Origin of the sequence: Mesorhizobium sp. C416B, assembly GCF_030323165.1 — a bacterium.
Taxonomy (GTDB): Bacteria; Pseudomonadota; Alphaproteobacteria; order Rhizobiales; family Rhizobiaceae; genus Mesorhizobium.
Genome location: NZ_CP100471.1, coordinates 452,869 through 474,163, shown reverse-complemented (window position 1 = coordinate 474,163; position 21,295 = coordinate 452,869). Strand labels below are relative to the sequence as shown.

Annotated in this window: 25 protein-coding genes; 15 read left to right on the top strand and 10 right to left on the bottom strand. The window is 61.9% G+C overall.

What is annotated here, in order from left to right; all coding sequences use genetic code 11:
• Positions 1-27 precede the first annotated feature (27 nt).
• The 3 genes from NLY43_RS02415 (at position 28) to NLY43_RS02405 (ending at position 3,071) form a co-directional block, all read left to right on the top strand.
• The gene (locus tag NLY43_RS02415) at positions 28-570 is read left to right on the top strand and encodes a hypothetical protein (protein WP_023706484.1); all 543 of its coding nucleotides are present in this window, start codon (positions 28-30) and stop codon (positions 568-570) included.
• A 118-nt stretch (positions 571-688) separates the two neighbouring features.
• Positions 689-1,756, top strand: a complete 1,068-nt coding sequence (locus NLY43_RS02410) for an aldo/keto reductase (RefSeq protein WP_023711472.1) — start codon at positions 689-691, stop codon at positions 1,754-1,756.
• Between the two features lie 52 nt (positions 1,757-1,808).
• Positions 1,809-3,071 carry a cysteine desulfurase-like protein gene (locus tag NLY43_RS02405; protein ID WP_023711471.1) on the top strand — a complete coding sequence of 421 codons (1,263 nt, stop codon included), beginning with the start codon at positions 1,809-1,811 and terminating at the stop codon, positions 3,069-3,071.
• A gap of 4 nt (positions 3,072-3,075) precedes the next feature.
• Here NLY43_RS02405 and NLY43_RS02400 read toward each other — a convergent pair whose 3' ends face one another.
• The 5 genes from NLY43_RS02400 to NLY43_RS02380 all read right to left on the bottom strand — a co-directional run bounded on the left by NLY43_RS02400 (position 3,076) and on the right by NLY43_RS02380 (position 8,760).
• The gene (locus NLY43_RS02400; protein ID WP_023711470.1) at positions 3,076-4,104 is read right to left on the bottom strand and encodes a histone deacetylase family protein; all 1,029 of its coding nucleotides are present in this window, start codon (positions 4,102-4,104) and stop codon (positions 3,076-3,078) included.
• Positions 4,101-4,604: a GNAT family N-acetyltransferase gene (locus NLY43_RS02395; RefSeq protein WP_031196820.1), complete on the bottom strand. Its 504-nt coding sequence runs from the start codon at positions 4,602-4,604 to the stop codon at positions 4,101-4,103. Before NLY43_RS02395 ends, NLY43_RS02400 begins: the two co-directional genes overlap by 4 nt.
• A 209-nt stretch (positions 4,605-4,813) precedes the next feature.
• A complete protein-coding gene (gene kce / locus NLY43_RS02390) occupies positions 4,814-5,743 on the bottom strand; it encodes a 3,5-dioxohexanoate:acetyl-CoA acetone transferase (protein ID WP_023711469.1) in 930 nt (309 codons plus the stop codon).
• 10 nt (positions 5,744-5,753) lie between these two features.
• Positions 5,754-7,127 (bottom strand): aminotransferase family protein, encoded by a 1,374-nt coding sequence (locus NLY43_RS02385; protein ID WP_023690163.1) that lies wholly within the window; start codon positions 7,125-7,127, stop codon positions 5,754-5,756.
• A gap of 1 nt (position 7,128) precedes the next feature.
• The gene (locus NLY43_RS02380; RefSeq protein ID WP_023711468.1) at positions 7,129-8,760 is read right to left on the bottom strand and encodes a N,N-dimethylformamidase beta subunit family domain-containing protein; all 1,632 of its coding nucleotides are present in this window, start codon (positions 8,758-8,760) and stop codon (positions 7,129-7,131) included.
• Positions 8,761-8,929: 169 nt separating this feature from the next.
• Here NLY43_RS02380 and NLY43_RS02375 point away from each other — a divergent pair, with 169 nt between their 5' ends.
• The 6 genes from NLY43_RS02375 to NLY43_RS02350 all read left to right on the top strand — a co-directional run bounded on the left by NLY43_RS02375 (position 8,930) and on the right by NLY43_RS02350 (position 13,242).
• Positions 8,930-9,178, top strand: coding sequence for a ParB N-terminal domain-containing protein (locus NLY43_RS02375; RefSeq protein ID WP_023694150.1), 249 nt, complete (start codon positions 8,930-8,932; stop codon positions 9,176-9,178).
• A 117-nt stretch (positions 9,179-9,295) separates the two neighbouring features.
• Positions 9,296-10,252, top strand: coding sequence for an alpha/beta fold hydrolase (locus NLY43_RS02370; protein WP_023711467.1), 957 nt, complete (start codon positions 9,296-9,298; stop codon positions 10,250-10,252).
• A 187-nt stretch (positions 10,253-10,439) separates the two neighbouring features.
• A complete protein-coding gene (locus NLY43_RS02365; RefSeq protein ID WP_023684918.1) occupies positions 10,440-10,838 on the top strand; it encodes a GFA family protein in 399 nt (132 codons plus the stop codon).
• Between the two features lie 116 nt (positions 10,839-10,954).
• Positions 10,955-11,152 (top strand): hypothetical protein, encoded by a 198-nt coding sequence (locus tag NLY43_RS02360; RefSeq protein ID WP_023711466.1) that lies wholly within the window; start codon positions 10,955-10,957, stop codon positions 11,150-11,152.
• Between the two features lie 366 nt (positions 11,153-11,518).
• A complete protein-coding gene (locus tag NLY43_RS02355) occupies positions 11,519-12,583 on the top strand; it encodes a glycoside hydrolase family 25 protein (RefSeq protein ID WP_023711465.1) in 1,065 nt (354 codons plus the stop codon).
• A 152-nt stretch (positions 12,584-12,735) separates the two neighbouring features.
• Positions 12,736-13,242 carry a DUF2314 domain-containing protein gene (locus NLY43_RS02350; RefSeq protein WP_023711464.1) on the top strand — a complete coding sequence of 169 codons (507 nt, stop codon included), beginning with the start codon at positions 12,736-12,738 and terminating at the stop codon, positions 13,240-13,242.
• On the opposite strand, the gene NLY43_RS02345 is transcribed toward NLY43_RS02350, so the two are convergent.
• Complete coding sequence (locus NLY43_RS02345) at positions 13,232-14,191, bottom strand: LysR family transcriptional regulator (protein WP_023711463.1); 960 nt, start codon at positions 14,189-14,191, stop codon at positions 13,232-13,234. The genes NLY43_RS02350 and NLY43_RS02345 overlap by 11 nt on opposite strands.
• 102 nt (positions 14,192-14,293) lie before the next feature.
• On the opposite strand from NLY43_RS02345, the gene NLY43_RS02340 reads away from it, so the two are divergent.
• From NLY43_RS02340 to NLY43_RS02330, 3 genes are read left to right on the top strand one after another with little or no spacing between them, the layout of a single operon-like run.
• Positions 14,294-14,467, top strand: a complete 174-nt coding sequence (locus NLY43_RS02340; protein WP_023711462.1) for a hypothetical protein — start codon at positions 14,294-14,296, stop codon at positions 14,465-14,467.
• 28 nt (positions 14,468-14,495) lie between these two features.
• A complete protein-coding gene (locus tag NLY43_RS02335; protein WP_023711461.1) occupies positions 14,496-15,104 on the top strand; it encodes a class I SAM-dependent DNA methyltransferase in 609 nt (202 codons plus the stop codon).
• Entirely contained in the window at positions 15,101-15,985 is an 885-nt protein-coding gene (locus NLY43_RS02330) for a DMT family transporter (protein ID WP_023711460.1), read from the top strand. Before NLY43_RS02335 ends, NLY43_RS02330 begins: the two co-directional genes overlap by 4 nt.
• 20 nt (positions 15,986-16,005) lie before the next feature.
• Here NLY43_RS02330 and NLY43_RS02325 read toward each other — a convergent pair whose 3' ends face one another.
• Complete coding sequence (locus NLY43_RS02325) at positions 16,006-16,947, bottom strand: phosphoribosylaminoimidazolesuccinocarboxamide synthase (protein WP_023711459.1); 942 nt, start codon at positions 16,945-16,947, stop codon at positions 16,006-16,008.
• Between the two features lie 163 nt (positions 16,948-17,110).
• On the opposite strand from NLY43_RS02325, the gene NLY43_RS02320 reads away from it, so the two are divergent.
• Genes NLY43_RS02320 through NLY43_RS02310 form a run of 3 tightly spaced genes read left to right on the top strand, consistent with a single transcriptional unit; the run spans position 17,111 to position 19,259 of the window.
• A complete protein-coding gene (locus tag NLY43_RS02320; RefSeq protein ID WP_023711458.1) occupies positions 17,111-18,082 on the top strand; it encodes a DUF3592 domain-containing protein in 972 nt (323 codons plus the stop codon).
• Between the two features lie 12 nt (positions 18,083-18,094).
• Complete coding sequence (locus NLY43_RS02315) at positions 18,095-18,631, top strand: hypothetical protein (RefSeq protein WP_245264039.1); 537 nt, start codon at positions 18,095-18,097, stop codon at positions 18,629-18,631.
• A 4-nt stretch (positions 18,632-18,635) separates the two neighbouring features.
• Positions 18,636-19,259: a hypothetical protein gene (locus tag NLY43_RS02310; RefSeq protein ID WP_245264038.1), complete on the top strand. Its 624-nt coding sequence runs from the start codon at positions 18,636-18,638 to the stop codon at positions 19,257-19,259.
• Between the two features lie 32 nt (positions 19,260-19,291).
• Here NLY43_RS02310 and NLY43_RS02305 read toward each other — a convergent pair whose 3' ends face one another.
• From NLY43_RS02305 to NLY43_RS02295, 3 genes are all read right to left on the bottom strand, one after another.
• Positions 19,292-20,125, bottom strand: a complete 834-nt coding sequence (locus NLY43_RS02305; RefSeq protein WP_023711455.1) for a DUF3037 domain-containing protein — start codon at positions 20,123-20,125, stop codon at positions 19,292-19,294.
• Entirely contained in the window at positions 20,109-20,876 is a 768-nt protein-coding gene (locus NLY43_RS02300) for a HipA family kinase (RefSeq protein ID WP_023713539.1), read from the bottom strand. The genes NLY43_RS02305 and NLY43_RS02300 overlap by 17 nt, the downstream gene beginning before the upstream one ends.
• Before the next feature lie 228 nt (positions 20,877-21,104).
• Complete coding sequence (locus tag NLY43_RS02295; RefSeq protein WP_023711453.1) at positions 21,105-21,269, bottom strand: hypothetical protein; 165 nt, start codon at positions 21,267-21,269, stop codon at positions 21,105-21,107.
• Positions 21,270-21,295: the final 26 nt, after the last annotated feature.

Below are 21,295 nucleotides of genomic sequence, written 5' to 3'. Positions count from 1 at the left end.
GGCATTCATTTTTAACGAGCCGGTTCTATGCTGCGACCGGCTCTGTTCGCACGCTTAAACGAGGGGGAGGCTGACATCGGCGCCAAGCGGGATTTCGCTTCCTTGCTCGACGATCTGTTCGTTGCCTCCGACAAGGATGAGGCGGCGGAAGAGACGAGCGCCCGGCCGTCGATCCCGTTCGACTATCTCTCCGTGGCCGACGAGCTTCATTCCGGCCGCATCAAGGTCTCGGGCGAAACATTCGCCGCCGAATACCGCGAGGCGGGAGCCGATCTGGCCGCAGAATTTGCCGCCCTTCTCGATCATGCCAAGCTGGCGCTGGCCGGCGAGGAGGCAAAGCCCGAGGAAAAGCTGCCGCCGATCGACCCTGACGCGATCGCCGTCGAGCTCGGCCTCGATCATCCAGTCAAGAACGCCGATCTCGGCCGCATGCGCCGCAGCTTCGCCTTCGCCAACCACCCCGACCGCGTCGCGCCGCATCTGCGCCAGCGCGCCATGATCCGCATGCAGGTGGCCAATATGCTGATCGATGAGGCCAAGCGGCGCGCGCTGGCCGGCGTCCGGCGCTGACTTTTCCAGGGTTCACGCAAAAGTCGGGTTCCCTGAGGGTTGGAGAGCGGCGCCGCTTTCCCTATACATGCGGCTTCCTTCCCGCGTAGCCGCGCAAACCTCCCGCCGGAGAAACCCCATGCACAAACGCCGTCTCGGTCGGACCGATCTTCTTGTTACCCAGATCTGCCTGGGGTCGATGACCTGGGGCCAGCAGAACACCGAGGCCGATGGCCATGCGCAGATGGATCTGGCCTTTGCGCGCGGGGTCAATTTCATCGACACGGCCGAGCTCTACCCGATACCGCCCAAGGAGGAGACGCAGGGGCGGACGGAGAAGTTCATCGGCAGCTGGATGAAGGCCAAGGGCAATCGCGACAAGGTCATCCTGGCCTCGAAAGTGGTCGGCCGCACCGCCAACCGCTGGTTTCGTGGCGACCGGCCGTCAAAACTGGTGCGCGCCGACATCTTTGACGCCATCGACAAATCGCTGGCCAAGCTCGGCACCGACTATCTCGACCTCTACCAGATCCACTGGCCGGAGCGCGACATCCCCTGGGGCGCCAACCCGACCCGCGTGGGTGCTGTGCCGCGCCGTGCCGATGCCGTTGGCGCGCCGCCCGGCGAGACGCCGATCGCCGAGACACTCGCCGTCTTCGAGGAACTCGTGAAGGCGGGAAAGATCCGCCATCTCGGCCTGTCGAACGAAAGCTCCTGGGGCGTCATGCGCTTCATCGCCGAGGCCGACAAGGGCGTCGGCCCGCGCGTCGTTTCGCTGCAGAACGCCTACAATCTGGTCAACCGCACGTTCGAGGTGAACCTCGCCGAGGCCTGCGAACGCGAGGATGTCGGCTTTCTCGCCTATTCGCCGCTGGCGCAGGGCTATCTCACCGGCAAATACGACCACGGCGCACGGCCGCAGGGTTCGCGCTCGCAGCTGTTCAACCGCGGCCAGCGCTACGAGACGCCAAATGCGGCGGAGGCGCAGCTCGCATACAACAAACTGGCGCGTTCCTTCGGCCTTGAACCGGCGCTGTTTGCCAACGCCTATGTCGCCAGCCGGCCTTTCGTCACGTCCAGCATCATCGGCGCGACGACGATTGCCCAGCTTGAGATGGCGCTGTCGTCAGCCGACGTGACCTGGACCGACGAGATGCAGAAGGGCGTGGATGCGATCCACCAGCGCGTCGGCAATCCGTGCCCATAAGCAGACCGTTTGGCCGGGATTGCCGAGCAAAGACAAGGGGAAGGGGACAGCCATGGATTTTCCGATCGAGACCGTCAGGGGAAAATTTCCGGCGCTGGACCTGACCGACAAGGGCCGCCGGCGCATCTATCTCGACAATCCGGCCGGCACCCAGGTGCCGCAAGCGGTTGCCGACGCGGTGGCGCGCTGCCTCCTCACCACCAACGCCAATCTCGGCGGCTATTTCGAAACCACGCTTGCCGCGCAAAAGGTGTTCGACGACGCCCATGCGGCGATGGCCGATTTCCTGGGTGCAGCGAGCGCGGAGGAAATAATCATCGGCGCCAACATGACGACGCTGACCTATCACATGTCGCGTACGCTCGGTCGCGACTTCAAGCCCGGCGACGAGATCATCGTCACCCGCATGGATCATGAGGGCAACGTCTCGCCCTGGCTGCAGCTGGCCGAGGACCTCGGCCTTGTGGTGCGCTTCCTGCCCTTCGACGAGAACAGCTGGCAGGTCGAGGAGGCGGCGCTCAGCGCTCTGCTTACCGACAGGACAAAACTCGTTGCGCTGAACTATGCGTCGAACCTCACCGGCTCGATCAACCGGGTCAAGGCGCTGACGGCCATCGCCAAACAGGCCGGCGCGCTCGTCTATGTCGATGCCGTGCAGTTCGCGCCGCACGGGCTGGTCGACGTGCAGGACCTCGGCTGCGACTTCCTGATCTGTTCGGCCTACAAGTTCTTCGGCCCGCACATGGGGATATTGTGGGGAGGTCGAGACATCATCGATGCGCTGCAACCCTACAAATGCCGTTGCTCGTCCAATGGCCTGCCGGAGCGCTTCGAGCTCGGCACGCCACAGATCGAACTGATGGCCGGACTTACCGCAGCGGTCGATTACTTCGCCGAACTCGGTGCTTCGGCCGGCGAGGGCGGTTCGCGAAGGCAAAAGATCGCAAAGGCATACGAAGTGTCGATCGCCTACGAAAACCCGCTGGCGCTGAGGCTGATCGATGGGCTGTCCGCCATTGAGGGCCTGACCATCCGCGGCATCACAGATCAGAAGCGTGTCATTGAGCGCGTGCCGACCGTGTCCTTCACCGTCGACGGCATCGTGCCAGAGACGATCGTGCGGCAGATGAATGCCGAGAACATTTTTCTATGGTCGGGTCACAACTACGCCTGGGAGATCGTCCACCATCTCGGCATTCCGGCCGAGCAGGGAGTCGTGCGCATCGGTATTGCGCACTACAACACGGCGGCAGAGATCGACGAGACGTTGGAAAGCGTGCACCGGGTGATCGCCATGCTGAGGCAGCAGCGCTAGTCAGCTATCGCTGTTTGCCGCCGAAACCGGTGAGGAACGCCGTGAGATTGTCGCCGAGCGCGTCGCAGAGATAGCCGCCTTCCTGGACGATAATCGTCGGCAGGCCAAGCTTGGCAATTGCCTCGCCGATCCGCGAGAAACCGGGCGTGGTCACCGCAAGCCCGCCGAACGGATCGCCCTCGAACGCATCGAGACCGAGCGCCACGACCAGCGCGTCCGGCGAAAAGGCGCGGATACGCTGGAACGCCACTTCGAGGGCCTTCAGAAACTCCGCGTCGGCTGATTTGCGCGGCAATGGCAGGTTGAAATTATAGCCGAGGCCCGGACCTTCGCCGCGCTCATCGGCATGGCCCCAGAAGAACGGATAGAAGCGCACCGGATCGGCGTGCAGCGACACCGTCAGGACGTCGGAACGCGTATAAAAGATGCCTTGCGTGCCGTTGCCGTGATGCAGGTCGACATCGAGGATCGCCACCCGCGCCGCCTGCTTGCGCAACACCTGGGCTGCGACCGCCGAGTTGTTGATGAAGCAGAAGCCACCGGCGACATCGGCAAAGGCATGATGGCCGGGCGGCCGGCAGAGCGCATAAGCGGCAGGCGCGCCCGATATCACCGCTTCGGCTGCCTCGACTGCACTCCAGGCGCTCCACAGCGCGCTGTGCCAGGTTTCGGCCGAGATCGGGCAAGCGGTGTCGGCCATGTGGTAGCCGGCCTGGCCGACCGCCGAGGCCGGATAGGACCCTGTGCGGGCCAGTGGATGGATGTTGGGGATGACTTCCGCGGATGCGCCCTCGATGCGCTGCCAGCGCGCAAAAATGTGTTCGAGGAAGGCGAGATACTCCGGCGTATGCACGGCCGCCACCGGGCCTAGGCCATGTTCCCTGGGCCGCTCGATCATCAATCCGGCGGATTTTGCGCCGGCTAACAATCGCTCTACCCGCTCCGGCTGTTCGGGATTGGGCTGCGGCGCACCGCTGGACAGAAAGGCCTTCGGGTCGTGGCGTTTCTGCTCCTCGGCAAAGAAGGCTTTCATTCCGCGTCCCCATCCTGCGCTGCATCGGCAAAGGCGAAAAAGGCATCGCCAACAATCTTCTGCGTCTGCTCGTAGCTCGACCAGGCGATGCCCAGCCGCTCATAAAAAGCCTTGGCGCCGTCATTGTCGGTGTCGACGGACAGCCTGAGATAGGCGCCGCCATCCCGGCGGCAGTCGCGCGCGACCCGGCGCAGCAGTCTTTCGCCGATCTTGCGGCCGCGAAACCGGTCCTCGACATAGAGGTCCTGGATATAGACGCCGGGCCGCCCCATCCATGTCGAGAAGATCGGGAAATGCAGGCAGAGCCCCGCAAAATCGCCGCCGATCTCGGCGATCAGGGTGGAGAAGGCGGGTTTGTCGCCAAAGCCGTAGCGGCGGAGATCGTCGGCAGTGGACGTGATCTCCTGATGCGCGCCGATATGGGTGCCGAGCTTGAGCAGCGCGGCATGGATGGTGTCGACGTCGTCGATGGTGCCGGGGCGGAGGGTGACTGTACTCACGATAGGCAAGGCACCCAGGCACCCCCCTCTGTCCTGCCGGACATCTCACCCTCAAGGGGGGAGATTGGCAGCTTTGGCGCTGCCATCCATTTTGCAACGATTGAGATTGGCGAAGGCCGCAGTGACATCCGATCTCCCCCCTTGAGGGGGAGATGGCCGGCAGGCCAGAGGGGGGTGTGCCAGAACGCCATCATCGCAGATCAATCATCTCAAAACGCCACCCTATCGCCACCCTTCAGCGCCAGCATCTCGCGCGCCTCGGTCGGCGTTGCGACTTCCAGCGACAACCCGTCGAGAATGGCGCGTATCCTGCGCACCTGATCGGCATTGGATTTCGCCAATTGCCGTCCATCGTAGAGACTGTCCTCCAGCCCGACGCGGACATTGCCGCCCATCGCCGCCGCGATCGAGATCAGGGGCATCTGATGGCGGCCGGCGGCGAGCACCGAGAACTGGTAGCTGTCGCCGAACAGCTTGTCGGCGATGCGCTTCATATGGATGAGATTGTCGGGATCGGCGCCGATGCCGCCGAGAATGCCGAGCACGAACTGGATGAACAGCGGCCCCGACACCAGCCCGCGGTCGCGAAAATGCGCCAGCGAATAGAGATGGCCGACATCGTAGCATTCGAACTCAAAGCGCGTGCCGCAGCCCTTGCCGAGCTTTTCGAGCACGCCTTCCATATCGGCAAAGGTGTTCTTGAAGATGGTGTCGCGCGTGGCTTCGAGCAGCTTTGGTTCCCACTCGTGCTGCCACTCCCTTGGCTTGTCGAGCATCGGGAACAGCGCGAAATTCATCGAGCCCATGTTGAGCGAGCACATTTCCGGCTCGGCCCGCAGTGGTGCCGCCAGCCGCTGGTCAAGCGTCATCAGCGACGAACCGCCGGTGGTGATGTTGATCACCGCATCGGTCGCTTGCTTGATGCGCGGCAGGAACTGCATGAACACCTCAGGATCGGCGGTCGGCCGGCCGTCTTTGGGATCGCGGGCGTGGAGATGCAGGATTGAGGCGCCAGCCTCGGCCGCCGCGATGGCGTCGGTCGCGATCTGGTCCGGCGTCACCGGCAGATAGGGCGACATGGACGGGGTGTGCACCGAGCCAGTGACCGCGCAGGTGATGATGACTTTCCTCGGCGCCATTCTTTAGCCCTCAGCCTTCGACCGGCAGGTCGAGTTCGGCGGCCAGAACTTCCAGCGAATCGCCGATGATGGAAATGATCTCGCCGACCTCTTCAGCCGTGACGATCATCGGCGGCGCCACCATGAAATTGTCGCCGTCTACACCGCCCTTGACCCTGCGGCCGTAGATGATCAGCCCGCGCTCGTAGGCGAGGTCGAGCAGGCGCTGCGTGGCTTTCTTGCCCTGTTCGATCGGCCGTAGAGTTTCGGGATCGGCAACCATCTCGGCGCCGGTGAGCAGGCCTTTGCCTCGGACATCGGCGATGAACGGAAAACGCTTCGCCAGCCCTTTCAGCCCGTCCATCAGCACGTCGCCCATCGCGGCGGCATTGGCGATCAGGTCGAGGCGGTCCATCTCGCCGAGCACGGCGAGCCCGGCCGCGCAGGCGAGCGGATTGCCAGCATAGGTGTGGCCATGCTGGAAGCCGCCCGACGCCAGCAGCGGCTCGACCAGCCGCATCGGGGCGGCCAGCGCGCCGAGCGGCGCATAGCCGGAGCCAAGCCCCTTCGACAGCGCGACGATGTCGGGCTTGCAGTTCCAATGGTCGCCGCCAAGGAATTTTCCGGTGCGGCCGGCGCCGCTCATCACTTCATCATGGATGAGCAGGATGCCGTAGCGGTCGCAGATCTCGCGTATACGCGGATAATAGCTGTCCGGTGCGACGAGGGCCGAAGTCGCCGCACCGCCGATCGGCTCCATGATGAAGGCGAGCACGCTGTCCGGGCCCTCGGCCTGGATCTTCTCCTCCAGCATGTCGGCATAGCGGACGCCGCGCTGCTCCATCGAAAGATTGTCGCGGTCGCGCCATGCCGTCGGCGCCGGCACGGTCGGCATCACCCGCATCATCGGTGTGAACGTTTCGGCCAGCGCATCGTCGCCGGTTATCGAAAGCGAACCCAGCGTGCCGCCATGATAGGAGGGAAAACGCGTGATAACCTTCCAGCGCTTCGGCTGGCCGGTCGCGACCGCCCATTGCCGCGCCAGCTTGATGCAGGATTCCGTCGCCTCCGAACCGCCGGAGACGAAGAAGATTCGGTCCATGCCCTCCGGCAGTTTGCCGGCGAGTTCCCGCGCCAGTTCTTCCGCCGGTTCGTTCTCGAAATGCAGCCGGTAGGCGAAGGTGGCGCGGTCCATCTGCCGCTTCATGGCGTCGAGCACGTTGCGGTTGGAATGGCCGATATTGGCGACCATCGGCCCGCTCGATCCGTCGATGAAGCGGCGGCCGTCCTGCGTCCACATATAAATGCCTTCGGCGCGGTCGATCAGCGGCCGGCGCAGGCTGGAGAGGTAGAACAGGTGCGAGGGCGCGCGCGTTTCTGAACCAGTTGATGAGGGCTTCTGCATGTCAGGACTTTCCGAGGTAGCGATCGATTACATTCCTGGTTACGCGCTCGACCATCGGGTCCTGCCTGAGCAGGCCGGCGACCCATTCGCAGCTTCCGGCGTGGAAAACCTCGCCCTTGCCGCGCGGGAAATTGACGATCATGCCGTTGCCGCGTTTGACCTTTTCCAGATTGGCGTCGGTCGCCTCGCCAAACAGCGTTTCGGCCGTAAAGCGGCCATCCTCGTCGGTGAGAAACTGGTCCTCGATCGGGATATCGGCGCTTTCCTCGACCTGGCTCGCCATGCCGACGGCCAGCACCTGCAGCCCGTCAGGCGCACCGCTGTCCGGTGTCGGATAGGGCAGGCCGCCGCGGATCTCGAAATCGAGCCCGTCGACCTCATAGCCATAGACATGACTGTCGGCGCCAAGCAGGTCGCCATAATAGATTCCGGTGCCGGCAAAGGCCCAATGCTCGGGCCGATAGACCGGAAAGCCGCGCACGCCGCGCGGCGCGCAGCCGCCCCAGCCGGCATAGACGCCCCTCGTTGCGTTAAGGCCGAAGGTCAGAGCGCCGGGACGGCCGATCTCCGGCGCTTCCCAGGAGTTGGTGGCGCGGGTGACGTCGCCGCCATAGGCCGGGTCTTCGGCCCGCGCGCGGTATTTGTAACAGACCTGCCGGCGGCCTTCGTCCTCGAGCCTTGTCTGCCACATGAAATTGCCGGCAAAGCGCGCCGCATGGCCGCCGCGCTCGACGTAGCTGTCGACGGCGTCCCGCATCTCCCAGGTCCAGTACTCGTCATGGCCGACGAAGACCACACAGTCATAACCATCGAGGATTTCGGGCGAGAAGTGCAAATCGTGCTGGCTGGCGAGATCGACGCCATAGCCGGCGCGCTCGGCAAAGCGGAAGAAGTGGCTGTCATAGCTCGCCCAGCCGGAGGAGGTGTATTTCTTCGAATGTCCCGTGGCGTACGCCCATTCCATGTGCGGATAGCGCGGCACTGTTTTCGGCGGCACGGCAACCTCCAGCGGCACGCGCGGCGCGTCCTTGGGCAACACCACGAAGCCACGGCACCAAGGCCGCTGCGTCGACACCATGCGCGCATACTGGTCGCGGCCCGGGCCGGTGATGCCCTGATAGGCGTTGGAGCCGCCCCATGTGTTGTAGGACAGCCAGGTGCCGGTCCCCGCCACCTGCAGCACGCGACCGGGTTTTCTGCCGGGCAGGGGCGCGACGATGATGAGGTGATGGCAATGGATGGGCTCGCGCCCGTCCGCCGTCAGCGTCAGCCGATAGGCGCCGGATGGCCAATCGTCGCCGATGCGAAATTCGAAAGACGCCTCCCAGCCGCAGCCTTCGACCGAGCACTGGTCGGGCGTATCCTGCCAGCGCGCCGAAAGCCCCGTTTGCTCGAAGACCTTTGTCTCGCTGCCGCCGTCGCGGACAATGACAATGCTGAAGCGCGGCGCCGTCGAGCTGACATGCAGCGTCACGGTCTCGCCGGCGCGGTAGGAAAATCGATCAGAATAGCACCAGATCTCGCCCCGCTCGCCGTCCATTCCCGGCCATTCATAGTAATGGCCGCGCACTGCCTCGCGGCGCTGCTCGGGCGTCAGTCCGAAATCGGGAAATTCGGTTGGCAGATGGGTCATGAACACCGGAAAAGTGACAGGCCGCCATTTCGGCCATCTGCCGGCCAAGCGTCAAATGGAAACGATCGGGCCAGCAATTGCATACGACACAATTGCTTGGCCGCTCTTGGCCGCACCCGGCAAACCGACTATCTCAGGCGAGGCGGTATGTTCCGCCTCGGGAGCCGGCATGCTGAGAGTGCAGAAGGTCAAGGTCGACGACATCTACGTGCCGACGGCGCGCAAGAAGACGCTGCATCCCGAAACGGTCCGGCACCTGGCCGAAGACATACTGGAAAACGGCATGAAGACGCCGATCCAGGTTCGCAATGACGGCAAGCGCCACATCCTGGTCGAGGGCCTGCACCGGCTGGAAGCCGCCAAATGGCTCGGCGAGACCGAGATCGACGCCTATCTGGTGCAGGCCAAGCGCCACTGAGGCGCGCGACCCGATCGAAAACAGCCAAACCGGTCATTCTTCCGCGGATTTTTTCGCAGGGCATGTCGGCATGCGGCGTGCTCGCTCGTCCTTGGGGCGGAACCCGAGGAGACCGACATGTCCAGACCAATCTATTTCGCCATTCTTGCCTCGGTCGCTGCCTTGTTTGCAGCGCCCGGCCCAGCCAATGCAGTGGAGACCAAGCCCGCCATGACCACCGAAGCAACAGCCATGCCGAAGCCGGAAAAGTCCGGCCTGCTGCCGATCGACGGCCTGAATTACTACTATGCCGTCTACGGCGAGGGCGAACCGCTGCTTCTGCTGCATGGCGGCCTTGGCACGTCGGACATGTTCGCGCCGTTGCTGCCTAGACTGGCGGAGAACCGCACCATCATTGCCGTCGACCTGCAGGGCCATGGCCGCACCGCGCTCGGCGAGCGACCCTTCAGCCTTGAGGGGATGGGCGACGATATGGCTGGTATCGTCAAGGCGCTCGGCTATGACAAGGTCGACGTGCTTGGCTATTCGCTGGGCGGCGGCGTCGCCTTCCGTATGGCCGTCCAGCATCCCGAGACGGTGCGCCGGCTGGTCCTGGTCTCGACCGGCTTCGCCGCCAATGGCTTCTATGACGAGATGCGTGGCCAGCAGGCGCAGGTGAGCGCGGCCGCCGCCGATTTCATGAAGGACACGCCGATGTACAAATCCTACGTCGCCGTCGCCCCACGTCCCGACGATTTCCCCAAACTGCTCGATGCGCTGGGCAATTTCATGCGCAAGGATTACGACTATTCCGCCGATGTGGCGAAGCTGAAGATGCCAGTTATGCTGGCCTATGGCGACAGCGACATGTACAAGCCCGAGCACGAGATCAGGTTCTACCAGATGATCGGCGGCGGGCTGAAGGATGCCGGCTGGATGCGTGAGAACCTGTCGCAGAACCGGCTGGCCATCATTCCCAATCGCACCCACTACGACGTATTCTTCGCACCGGAGCTGACGGCCGCGGCACTGCCCTTCCTCAATGGCGAAACCAAGGTGAAGACCTGGGACGAAGTCCTCAGCGAAACGAAATAGCTTGCCTGAAAATACATGCCGGCCGTCTCGAAGAGGCGGCCGGCTTTTTTGTGCCTGCGAAACCACGAAGCCCTGGCGCAGCCATTAGTCCTATCGGCGCAATCGATGGCGCCATCAGGGCTTTTCAATTGACCGAAAGGTACCTGTCGATATCATCAAGAGACCTTCAGTGTGATGGGTTCGAATGATGACGAAATACCAGGGCGGATGCCATTGCGGGGCAGTGCGCTACGGCACCGAGGCGGCGCCGCTCAACCAGCGCGTCTGCCACTGCCGGCGCTGCCAGAAGGTCATAGGCGCGGCCTTCAACGCCCGCCTTTTGTTTCGCATCGACGATGTCACGGTCGAGGGAGAGGTGGCGACGGTCAACACCTCTCCGGACCTCAAGCGCGGCTTTTGCGCCGCTTGCGGCACCACGCTGTTTTCCCGACGCGACTCCGCCGGCATCGTCGGCATCACCACCGGCTCGCTCGACGATCCCTCGCTGTTCAAGCCGGAAATGCATATGTGGACCGCCTCGAAGCAGCCCTGGCTGCAGCTCGATGACGGCCTGCCGCACCATGAAGGCGCGCCGCCTCCGAACTGACGCCGGCCTTACCGGAAATTAATCCCGAAACCACGACATAGCCGGCAAAGCGTCATTGGCGGGCCATGATTGCCTGCCTATCTGTCGTCTGCGGGCCGGTATCGAGGAGACGACCGATGAGCGACAGAATCAGCACCCTGGACGAGCTTTTGAGCGATCCGATGGTCCTCCTCGTGATGGAGCGTGACCGCGTGCGCCCCGAACAGGTTCGCCTGCTGCTCGAACGTGCCCGCCGCCCGGCCGCCGACGAACCGTCGGTGCCGCCGGCGCATGTGGTGGCCAAGACCTGTTTGCAGCAATGGCTGGGAAGGTAAGGCTATGATCCTTCGTCATCCTCGGGCTTGACCTGGCTTGACCCGAGGATCCACGCCGTGACGTCGGCCGAAGTATGTCGCGGTCGAGAATGGCTTCCTTGCTCGACCCGTTTCGCCCAAACTCAATCTTGAACCGTCTTCATGCCATGGATGTAACGGCATGGATTTCCAGGGTCTGCGCGACGTCGCTTCGCGACTGCTTCGCCCTAGAATGACGAAGGTAGGTTATGGCCGCCGAACATACCCCGGCCAATTCCTAACAACTTGATTCAAACTTTGTTGGTAATTTCTCGTTAGTAATCGAGGCCGGTTTGTCCGGCGGCGTCTGTTTGCCTTCGGTCTGTTGTGTTTTGCGTACAGGTCCAGATGCGGATTTCAGGCGTCGTCAGTTTCATGTTGGCATCGCTGTGGCTTGCCGGCTGTTCGTCCACAGCGGGCGTCGATGGCTTGCAGCCGTCGAACGAGACGACCAGTTCGGTCGTGCGTCCGAGCGCGCCGGTCACCGCGGCTCCGGCGGGGACCGCCGACCTCGCGCCGATGCGGTCCGACATGGTGGCCGACAACGCTGTGGCCGACAATGCGCCGCCCTTTTCCATGGTCGAGGAAGAAGAGGCCATCGTCGCGGGCACGCCGCAGGGGAGCACCAGACCACAGCTCGAGCCCGCCGCTCTGATGTCTGCGCCGAAGCGGTTGACGCGCGCGGCGCCGGCCATGCTGGCCTCGCCGGTCACCCGCTACGGTTTCCGCGACGCCAAGCCGATCAATTTCGGCAAGGCTTCGCCACGCTACCTTGCCGTCCACGGCGTCGACGTCTCGCGCTGGCAGGGCAATGTCAACTGGGGCAAGCTGCGTGCCCAGGGCGCCAACTTCGCCTATATCAAGGCGACCGACGGCGGCGACCATCTCGACCCGATGTTCATGAAGAACTGGCGCAATGCCGACGCCGCCGGGCTGAAGCGCGGCGCCTATCATTTCTTCTACTGGTGCCGCACCGCGGGCGAGCAGGCCGACTGGTTCATCCGCAATGTGCCGAGGGTCGAAGGCGCGCTGCCACCGGTAATCGATGTCGAGTGGAACGGCGAATCTTCCTGCAAGCGGCGGCCGTCGCGGGCCACCGTGCTGGAAAAGATGAAGGTGTTCATGGACAAGCTGGAGCGCCATTACGGCCAGCGGCCCATCATCTACACCGCACCGGATTTCTATCGCGACAATCTCAAGGGTGCGTTTCTCGATTATCCGTTCTGGCTGCGCGCCGTGGCGCGGCATCCCTCAAAAGTCTATCCCGGCCGCAAATGGCTGTTCTGGCAGTACTCCGGCTCCGGCCTGTCGCACGGCGTGACCGGCCGCATCGACCTCAACGTCTTCCATGGCGACGAGCGCGCCTGGCGGGCATGGGCAGGCGGGCAGACGACCGTCGCCGACGCCGACTGAACGTCAGGCCGGTGCCGGTGCGCCTGCGCTGCCTGCCGCTGCGCCTTGGGTTGAATTTTCAGCGTCTCGCTAACGATCCGCTCACTGTGTCCTTTAGCGGTATCGCAACAGCCTTCCGGTAACGTGCCCGTGATCGGGTTTCGGAGGGGTCCATGCGCAATCCAGTTGTGGCTGTCGCTCTTGCCGCCGCTGTCGGCTACGGGTTTTTCAGCTCGCTCGGCCACATGCCGGGCGGAAGTGGCACTTCGCTGGCCGAGTCGAAGCAGAACGTCGTGTCCTATTCCACCGAGGACAATGCGATGCAGGCCGCCAAGGACAGCGGCCGCTCGACCCTCAAGCGCTTCCACGAACTGATGGACGCCGGCACACCCGGCACCTACACGGTAAAATTCCCGCTGACCCAGAACGGCGCCACCGAGCATATCTGGCTGCAGCTGGTCGGCTACAGCGACGGCTCCTATATCGGCCTGCTCGCCGACGTCCCGGTCAATGGCAACAAGTACAAGATGGGCGACAGGATGACGGTGACCGAGGCCGACGTCGAGGACTGGATGATCAAGAACGGCAAGGTGATCTATGGCGGCTACACCACGCGCCAGGCGCTTGCGGATATGCCGAAGGAACAGGTTGCAAGATACGGGTTGACCTTCAAGGACTGAGGGTTGAGGCGGGGGCGAGTTTTATCGCGGTGCCTAGAGGGCTGTCGCGCTTTTCGCGTTCGCGTATCTCTGCCGTCTGCGCCAGCACCCAGTCGCGAAACACCTTGATTTTGGGCGCGTTGCGGCGGCTCTCCAGATGCACCAGCCAATAGCCGTCGCCGTCCGATCCAAGCACGCCGAATGGCTGTATCAACTGGCCCTTTTCCAACAGGGCGCTGTAAAGGTTTTTGGTCAGGATCGCGGCGCCCTTGTCGGTCAGCGCCGCCATCGCATCATAGGCCTGCGTACCCAGTTTCGGGCCAGCGATGACGCGATCGGGCTCGAACGGCACGCCGGCAGCCTTGAACCAGATTTCCCACCAGGGATCGTCGGCACAGCATAGCGGCAGTTGGTAGAGATCCTCGGGGCGGTGGATGCCGCCGACGCTTTCGGCGAGTCTCGGGCTGAGCATCGGCGTATAGTCCGCCTTGAACAGATAGTGAGCCGTCAGGCCCGGCCATTTTCCACTGCCGGTGCGAATGCCGACATCCATGTCGCCGCGCGTGAAATCGACCAGCCCGTGCGATGTATTCACCTTCACGGCAAGATCGGGATGCATCAGCTGGAATGTTCCAAGCCATACGGCCAGCCAGTTCGATGCGAAGGTTTCCATGGTCGTCACCGACAGCACGCCGGTCGCTCCACCCTTGGTGGCGACCCATGCGTCGGCCAGGGTCGAGAACGCGCCTGTTGCGTGCGGCGCCAGCTGCTGTCCGGCCTCGGTCAGCGCGATCTGCCTTGTTTTTCTTATGAAAAGCGGCGTTCCGGCACGTTCTTCCAGCACCTTTATCTGATAGCTGGCAGCTGATTGGGTCATGCCGAGTTCTTCGGCTGCCTTGGTGAAACTGCCCAGCCGGGCCGCGGCTTCAAAGACTCTGATGGCTCCTAATGGTGGTAGTTCCCAGCTCATGACGCATCAATCCCGCTGATGCATACTACGCGACGTTCGATTGGAAACCAAGCCCGGAAAACGGCATGCTGCATTCATCGGATCAAACTGGAGCATACGGCAATGACCACCGCCATCGCTCTCTACAACACGCTTCGCCGCCCGGTGCTCGACCTCTTCACCGCGCCGTTCAGGCCTCGCAAGCGCGGCCTGCTCGACCGCCGCTCGCTGTCGGACCATTTCCTCAGGGATATCGGTATGCTTGACGGACGCGTGCCTCCCGGCACCATTGGCTAAGCAAGCTCTTTGACCAGGGGAGGGAAAGATGACTGTGTTATCCGAGGATCTGGCGAAGAGCCGACAAACGATCAACGCCTATGAGGACTATGCCGAACGCTACGACGCTCTGGTGCGGCACGTTCCGAACCAAAGAGAACAGAACTGGCTAAAGCGCCTGGTGAAGATCGCCGGCAAAGGTGGCCGGATTCTGGAAGTCGGTTCGGGACCCGGATACGATGCGGACTTCGTTGAAGGGCTCAGTGTCCAGGTTCGGCGCACAGACGCAACGAAGCGGTTTCTCGAGTTGCAGGCCGCACGCGGCAAGCATGGTGAGGTTCTCGATCTCATCACCGACGATCTCGGCGGCCCCTACGACGCGGTGCTCGCATTGTGCGTCCTGATCCACGTGCCGCGCGAGCAGGCCGACCAGGTGCTTGCCAAGATTGCCGGGTCGCTGCGGCCGGGCGGCGCCTTCCTCGTCTCGATGCGCATTGGCGATGGCGAGAAGAGCGGCGAATATCATACGGTCTACTGGCGCAGGGACGACTTCGCGGCCCGCCTTGAAAACGCCGGGCTGGTCCTTGTCGGAGACGAATTCAACGTCGGCCGCGATCGCGAAGAGTGGACCACCTTTCTGGCTGTGATGCCGTCATGACGCGCCGCGGACTGTTTTTGTTCGTGCTGCTCAGCCTCCTGTGGGGCATTCCCTATTTGTTGATCAAGCTGGCGGTTGCCGAGGTGTCGGTGCCCTTCCTGGTCTTTGCCCGAACAGCCGTCGGCGCCCTGGCGCTGCTGCCCTTCGTCCTTGTCCAGCGCAGTTTCGGATGGCTGAAGACACATTGGCGGGCGGTCGCCGCATTCTGTCTGGTCGAGATGATCCTGCCATGGGGGCTGATCACCCATGGCGAAGTCAGCATCGACAGTTCCACCGCCGGACTGCTGATTGCCATGACGCCGGCCGTAACCGTCGCGCTCTCAAAGCTGATGGGCTCGGATGAGCGGCTGGGGATACGCCGCTGGACTGGCCTTTTCCTCGGTTTTGCCGGTGTCTTCGTGCTGGCGCTGCCGACCTTGGGTGGCGGACTTCTCGCGGTCGTCGAGATTCTCATGGCCGCAGCCTGCTATGCCTCGGGTTCGATCATCGCGTCGCGCTGGCTGAACGATGTGCCGGCTACCTCGCTGACGGCAGTCTGTCTGGCAGGGGCCGCGCTGATCTACGCCGTGCCGGCGGCGTTGGCCTGGCCGGCGGCCAGGCCGTCGACAACGGTGGTTGGCGCAATCCTCGGTCTTGGCGTGTTTTGCACGTCGATTGCCTTCGCCACCTATTTCCTGCTGGTGCGGGAGATCGGCCCCGAACGGGCGGTCGTCATCACTTATGTGGCGCCCGCCGTCTCCGTGGCAGCCGGCGTGCTCGTCCTTTCGGAGCCGCTCGATATCGGCATTGTCGCGGCCTTCGCGCTCATCCTGTGCGGATCATATCTCGGCACGTGGCGCGCTCCGCCAGAACCGTCCGTGTCCGCGACCTCGGCAAGTTGACTGGCGGCCGCCAGCCGCCGTCAGAAATAAGGGCGCAGGTTCTCGCGAATGCGGTCCAGCACCGTCTTTCCCGATCTATCAGCGGTGAAGGTCTTGCCGGTGATGGTCTCAAAGGCCTGCGTATAGACACGCGACGTCTGCTCGATGAGTTCGGCGGGGATTTTCGGAATACGGTCCTTGTAGGGATCGCAGCGCGCGGTCACCCAGGCGCGAATAAAGTCCTTGTCGAAACTTTGCGGCCGCTCGCCTGCCTTGAAACGCTCTTCATAGCTTGCCGCAAGCCAGTAGCGGCTTGAGTCGGGCGTATGGATTTCATCGGCAAGGATGATGGCGCCATCCTTGTCCGTGCCGAACTCGTATTTGGTGTCGACCAGGATCAGGCCGCGCTTGGCGGCCAACGCTTTGCCGCGCGCAAACAGCGCCAGCGCATAGCGCGAGACGGTGTCCCATTGCTCTTCCGACAACAGGCCGCGCGTCAGGATCTCGTCACGCGTCAAGGGCTCGTCATGGCCGCCATCGAGCGCCTTGCTGGTCGGCGTGATGATGGCCTGCGGCAGCTTCTCATTGTCGCGCAGTCCGTCCGGCAGGCGGATGCCGTACATATCGCGTTCGCCGTTCTTGTATTTCGTCAGCACCGAAGTGCTGGTGGTGCCGGCGAGGTAGTCGCGAACAACGATTTCCACCGGCAGAATGTCGAGCCTGGTGCCGACGACGACATTGGGGTCGGGATAATCGAGCACATGGTTGGGGCAGATGTCCGCCGTTTCCTCGAACCAGTAGCGCGCCGTCTGGGTCAGCAGTTCGCCCTTGAGCGGGACAGCGGTCAGGATCACATCGAAGGCGCTCAGCCGGTCGGTGGCGATGATGATGCGGCGGCCATCCGGCAGATCGTAATTCTCGCGGACCTTGCCTTTGTAGTGGTTCGGGAGTTCCGGAATGAAGGCATCCGAGAGAACGCGCAGTGCTGTCATCCTGGTCTCATGGCTCCTAACAGTTTGGGCGACTCTTAACAAAGTTGGCGGGGCTTCGATACCCGAGGAAGGGCGGTTCGTCCTTTGCGAATAATCAAGACATTGCCTTCGCCGTGCTATCTATTTGCAGCTTCCGGCACTCCTGGGGGACGCGGTGGACGTAGAGCTCAAATTTCTGATTGTCGGATTTGCCTGCGCGATCGCGGGCGGTCTGTCGTTCATCACCTTCGTCAAATGGCGCGAGGTGCAGGCGATGAGCCACTGGCTGCCGGCGCCGGGCAAGATCATCTCGTCGCGCGTCGAGGCGCGTGAAGTCAGAAGGTCGGGCGTCGGCTCGGACAGCAGCGACACCACCGAGATGCGCAATTTTCCGGCGATCACCTTCGAATACAAGGTCGGTAAAAAGAAATTTCAAAGCTCGCGCTACAGCGTGAAGGAGAATCTGGGGAATTTCGAAGTCACCGAAACCCTGGCGCAGTTTCCCACCGGCGCTGAAGTGACCGTCTTCTACAATCCGGCCGATCCGGGCAAGGCCGTGATCGAACGCACCCTGCCGGACGGCGCCTTCAAGTTCATGGTCAAGCTCTCGGCCGGGCTGGTGATCGGCACGGTGGTGCTGGTGTTTTCGCTCGGTGGCGTGCTGGAGGCGATCCGGCCGCACCTGCCCAAGCCGCAGAACCTCGGCGCCGGAGCGCTGCTGCTGTTCATGGGCCTGATGATCCTGCGCATGGCCTTCGTCCAGAAGTCGCTTGCCGAGCAGGCGGCAAAATGGCGGGTCGCGCCCGGCCGCATCGATTCCTCCGGTCTGCAGGCGCTACGAAACTACAGCGGCCATCGACGCTGGAGCACCGTCTTCAAATCCCGCATCGTTTACAGCTACGGCGTCGCCGGCCAGCGCTACACCTCCGATCGCGTAACCTTCGGCGCCACGGTCACCGCTTCAATGCCCGGCCTCGTCAGCGGCCAAGGGCGCAGCTATGCCGAGGGCAGCAAGGTCGACGTGCATTCTGACCCGGCCAACCCGGCCTCGGCAGTGCTGGAATGCCGGGTGCGTGGGCTCTGGCTGCTGTGGGTCTGTTCGGCCGCGTTTCTGGGCGGCGCGGCGTGGCTGGTCGGTTTTATCTGAGGCGCCACTTTCATGACGAGACATCCAATGATCGTCCGCAGGCTGGCCGTCGTTTGCCTGGCTCTGCTCGACGCTGTGCAGGCAGCGAGCGCAAAGGAATGTCTGCTCAGCCATGCCACCTACCGCGAGCCGCGTTCGGGCGCGGTGATGCAATTCCGGCCGCTCGACAATGAACCGGCGGCACTGACGGCCGAAGCGTTTTCGGTGACCGTGCCCAACACCGACACGCGCTTGCCGGCCGACATCGCCTGGACCAATGGCAAAAATTCGTTTCCGCTCGGCACCATCCGCCATGCCTGCACCGACGACGACCGCGAAGCGGGGCTGGAGGACGGCAGCGGGATGTGCCGGATATGGATGAGCCAGGTCTATGCCTTGACCGGAGGCGGCGCCGAGCAGCTGAATTCGCGCGAAGCGACACCGGCGCCGAAAGGGCTGTTGCTGCCCGATTTCGGCGCGGGCTTCACCGAATTTGCCGATTTCGCCAATGCCAATCCGGACGGCTCGGCGTGGGACGCCTTCACATTGACAGGATGCAGCGATGAATAGCGCCATGAGACCGATTGTCTGGATTTGCCTGCTGTTTGCCGCCGCGGCGATATCAGCCGCTGCATATGCGGACGAGCCGTCGCCGTCCCGCCCGCCGATCGACAAATGCGTCTGGGAAAAACTGGCCGACAAGACGGTTGGGCTGGCCGCTTGGGCGCAGCGCTGCGATTTCGGCTTCCGCCAGATCCATTTCGAGTTCGCCGGCAATGCGCTCGCCATCAAATACAGCGATGGCGGCACGCCCGATCCGCTGGTCGAGGTGTTCGACATTCAATCCGGCGAAACCGCAGAGGCCGCAGTGCTGCGACTGTTGCTGGAAAAGACCGACAAATCAGTCAGCGCCCGCTGCGTGCTGACGCCCTACACCGAGGGCACCGTGCCCACCGGCGTCAAACGCTACACATTCAGCCCCGATGCCGACTATGCAAAAGAACTGAAAGCGCTCGCCAATGATGAGGTCCCCGAACCGCCCTGCGGCGACTGGGGCGAAATGCCGGATGGTATTCAGTATTTCGAGGCGCCGGCGGGTGAGGGGCGGAGGGTGCTGTTCGTTCGGGCGGGGCAGGACGAGCCGCTGTTTGATGAGCAGACGTTGCGGGTGTTGCCGGCTAGCCAAGAGCCAAAATAGATTGAGCAGATGGCCGATCGCCATCCGACTAACTAACTCTGCCAAAGTGATTTATGACCTGCGGCGTTCAAAATTATATCGAGATACCGGGCCTTATCCTCGCGACTTTCCATATTGAAAGATTCGATTGCTTCCCTTTGGGCTATTTTGAGCGCAGGGCCGACTGCTCTTTCTACCAAGGCGGTGGCAGAAAAAACCAAGTAACAATTAATCCCTACGTTGGAAAGCGTGTCTTTTGCATGTTGAAAAGTTACGCTAGCTAAGGCGGCATTCTTAATTTCAGCGGATCCTGCGTGATCAGAGTTGGTGAAATCTATGGTCTCGGTCGCATGATATCTAGAGTTCTTCAGCATAAAGTCGATATGAAGCTTTCCAGATGGGCCAACCGGCAGGTTGGCCACAACGCGATGCCTATCAATATCTTGAATATCTCCGCTAAAGAGATCGTATTCCTTGAATATCTTGCGAAGATCTTTAGATAGTTTACTGCCGGGCTTCTTCTTGATCGATTGCCCTTTTGGCTTCTCAACGTATTCGGAGATTATGTCCGATATCCTTTGTTCGTATTGACTATCTGAATCGATCGTAAACCACCCAATCTCTGAAAGGGTGTAGCCCGTAGCCTTCGAGAGCCGAGCAACTCGTGCGTCCAGTTCGATTGATGAATCGTCGGACTCCCTGAGGTGCGTCGCAATCCACTCAACCGCCCGCGAGCTGACATTGAAGTAGTTCAACAACTGGGGAGAAGCGTTCAATCTCACGTCAAGGCGATCCGACTTGAACACGACTAGGCCTACGTTCAAAACGTCGCCCCGGTGCGCGAATGGCACCAAGCGAATTAGAGCGTAGTTAAAGATATGCACCACTGCGGATTCCTTCGCCCACTTCGTCGATTTGGCGTCCAAATTCCGGACTCAAGATTCTAGTTATCAGCGAAGTTCGTGCATTTTTTGACAACCATTCCGTTGGTAGCCCTATCATTGCATTGTCGCAGATAAGCGCACGACCTTTATGAAACCGGTCCAGGAACGATCTGGCAAATTCCACAGAGAAGCCGTGTACTTTCCGTATCTTTTTACCGACCTGCACCGTGGGCATGCCTTGAGCAAGCCCAACGATGGAATTGTCATTCAAGATTGTTGAGCTGCCGAAGTCAATTATGTGCAGATTGGCGATCTCTTGACCGTCAATCAAGCCCGCCCGCTGGAACAGAAAATTATGATCGTGCCGATCAGGGTTGTAGATCAACTGATCAAAAGCATAGGTGGCTGAAAGCAAATTGCGGATGCCTGGCACGTTGAGATTGCCGGGACCATCAAGAAGCAGCATGCTGGCTTCCAAGTCGCTCATGCAATGCGTGATCGCCTGTGAGGCGAACACAAGTGCTCCACCAGGAGTCTGAAGCACCTTCATAGGAGGAACCGGCAGGTTCAAAGACCTTGCGAACGACGTACATATCCACTCGGTGGCGCAAACGTCGACCTCACCACCCATCCCTTTAACGAAATACCTCAACCCATCGTCACAGAGCGCCACACCAGTTTGGTGCTGCGTAGTCTGACGGGGATTTGGCTTGTACTCAGTTATTCTGAGAGGAATAAATTCCAATTGCGTCATAGGTTGACATCCAGCGTCCCAAAAATCCCCCTGTCATATTCCGCCCCTGCTCGTTGAATCCCGAGGCCACTTCAAGTCACTCAAATTTTAAGGGCGTCAGGGAAAAAAGTCCACAAAAATCAACATAGTGGTGTCGGTTAATAAAAGAGAACCACATATAGTGCTGGCTTGCTTGGGCAAGGTTGTTGCCGGCCGCAACTGGGCGACCGGCAAACCCAACCTTGGGCGCTACTTTTTGCGCGGCGGCTCGTTCTTTGTGTCGCCGAAGCCGGGCTTGGGCACACGCTCGACCGTGGTTGTGTTCGGCCGGCGCTCTGCTTCCTTCACAGGAATGAATTGGCCGCTCTTTGAGCTTCGTCCAATGTCGAAAGTCTTACGCTCGTTGGTGGTCATTTGGATATCTTTCTTCTCGAACTGCC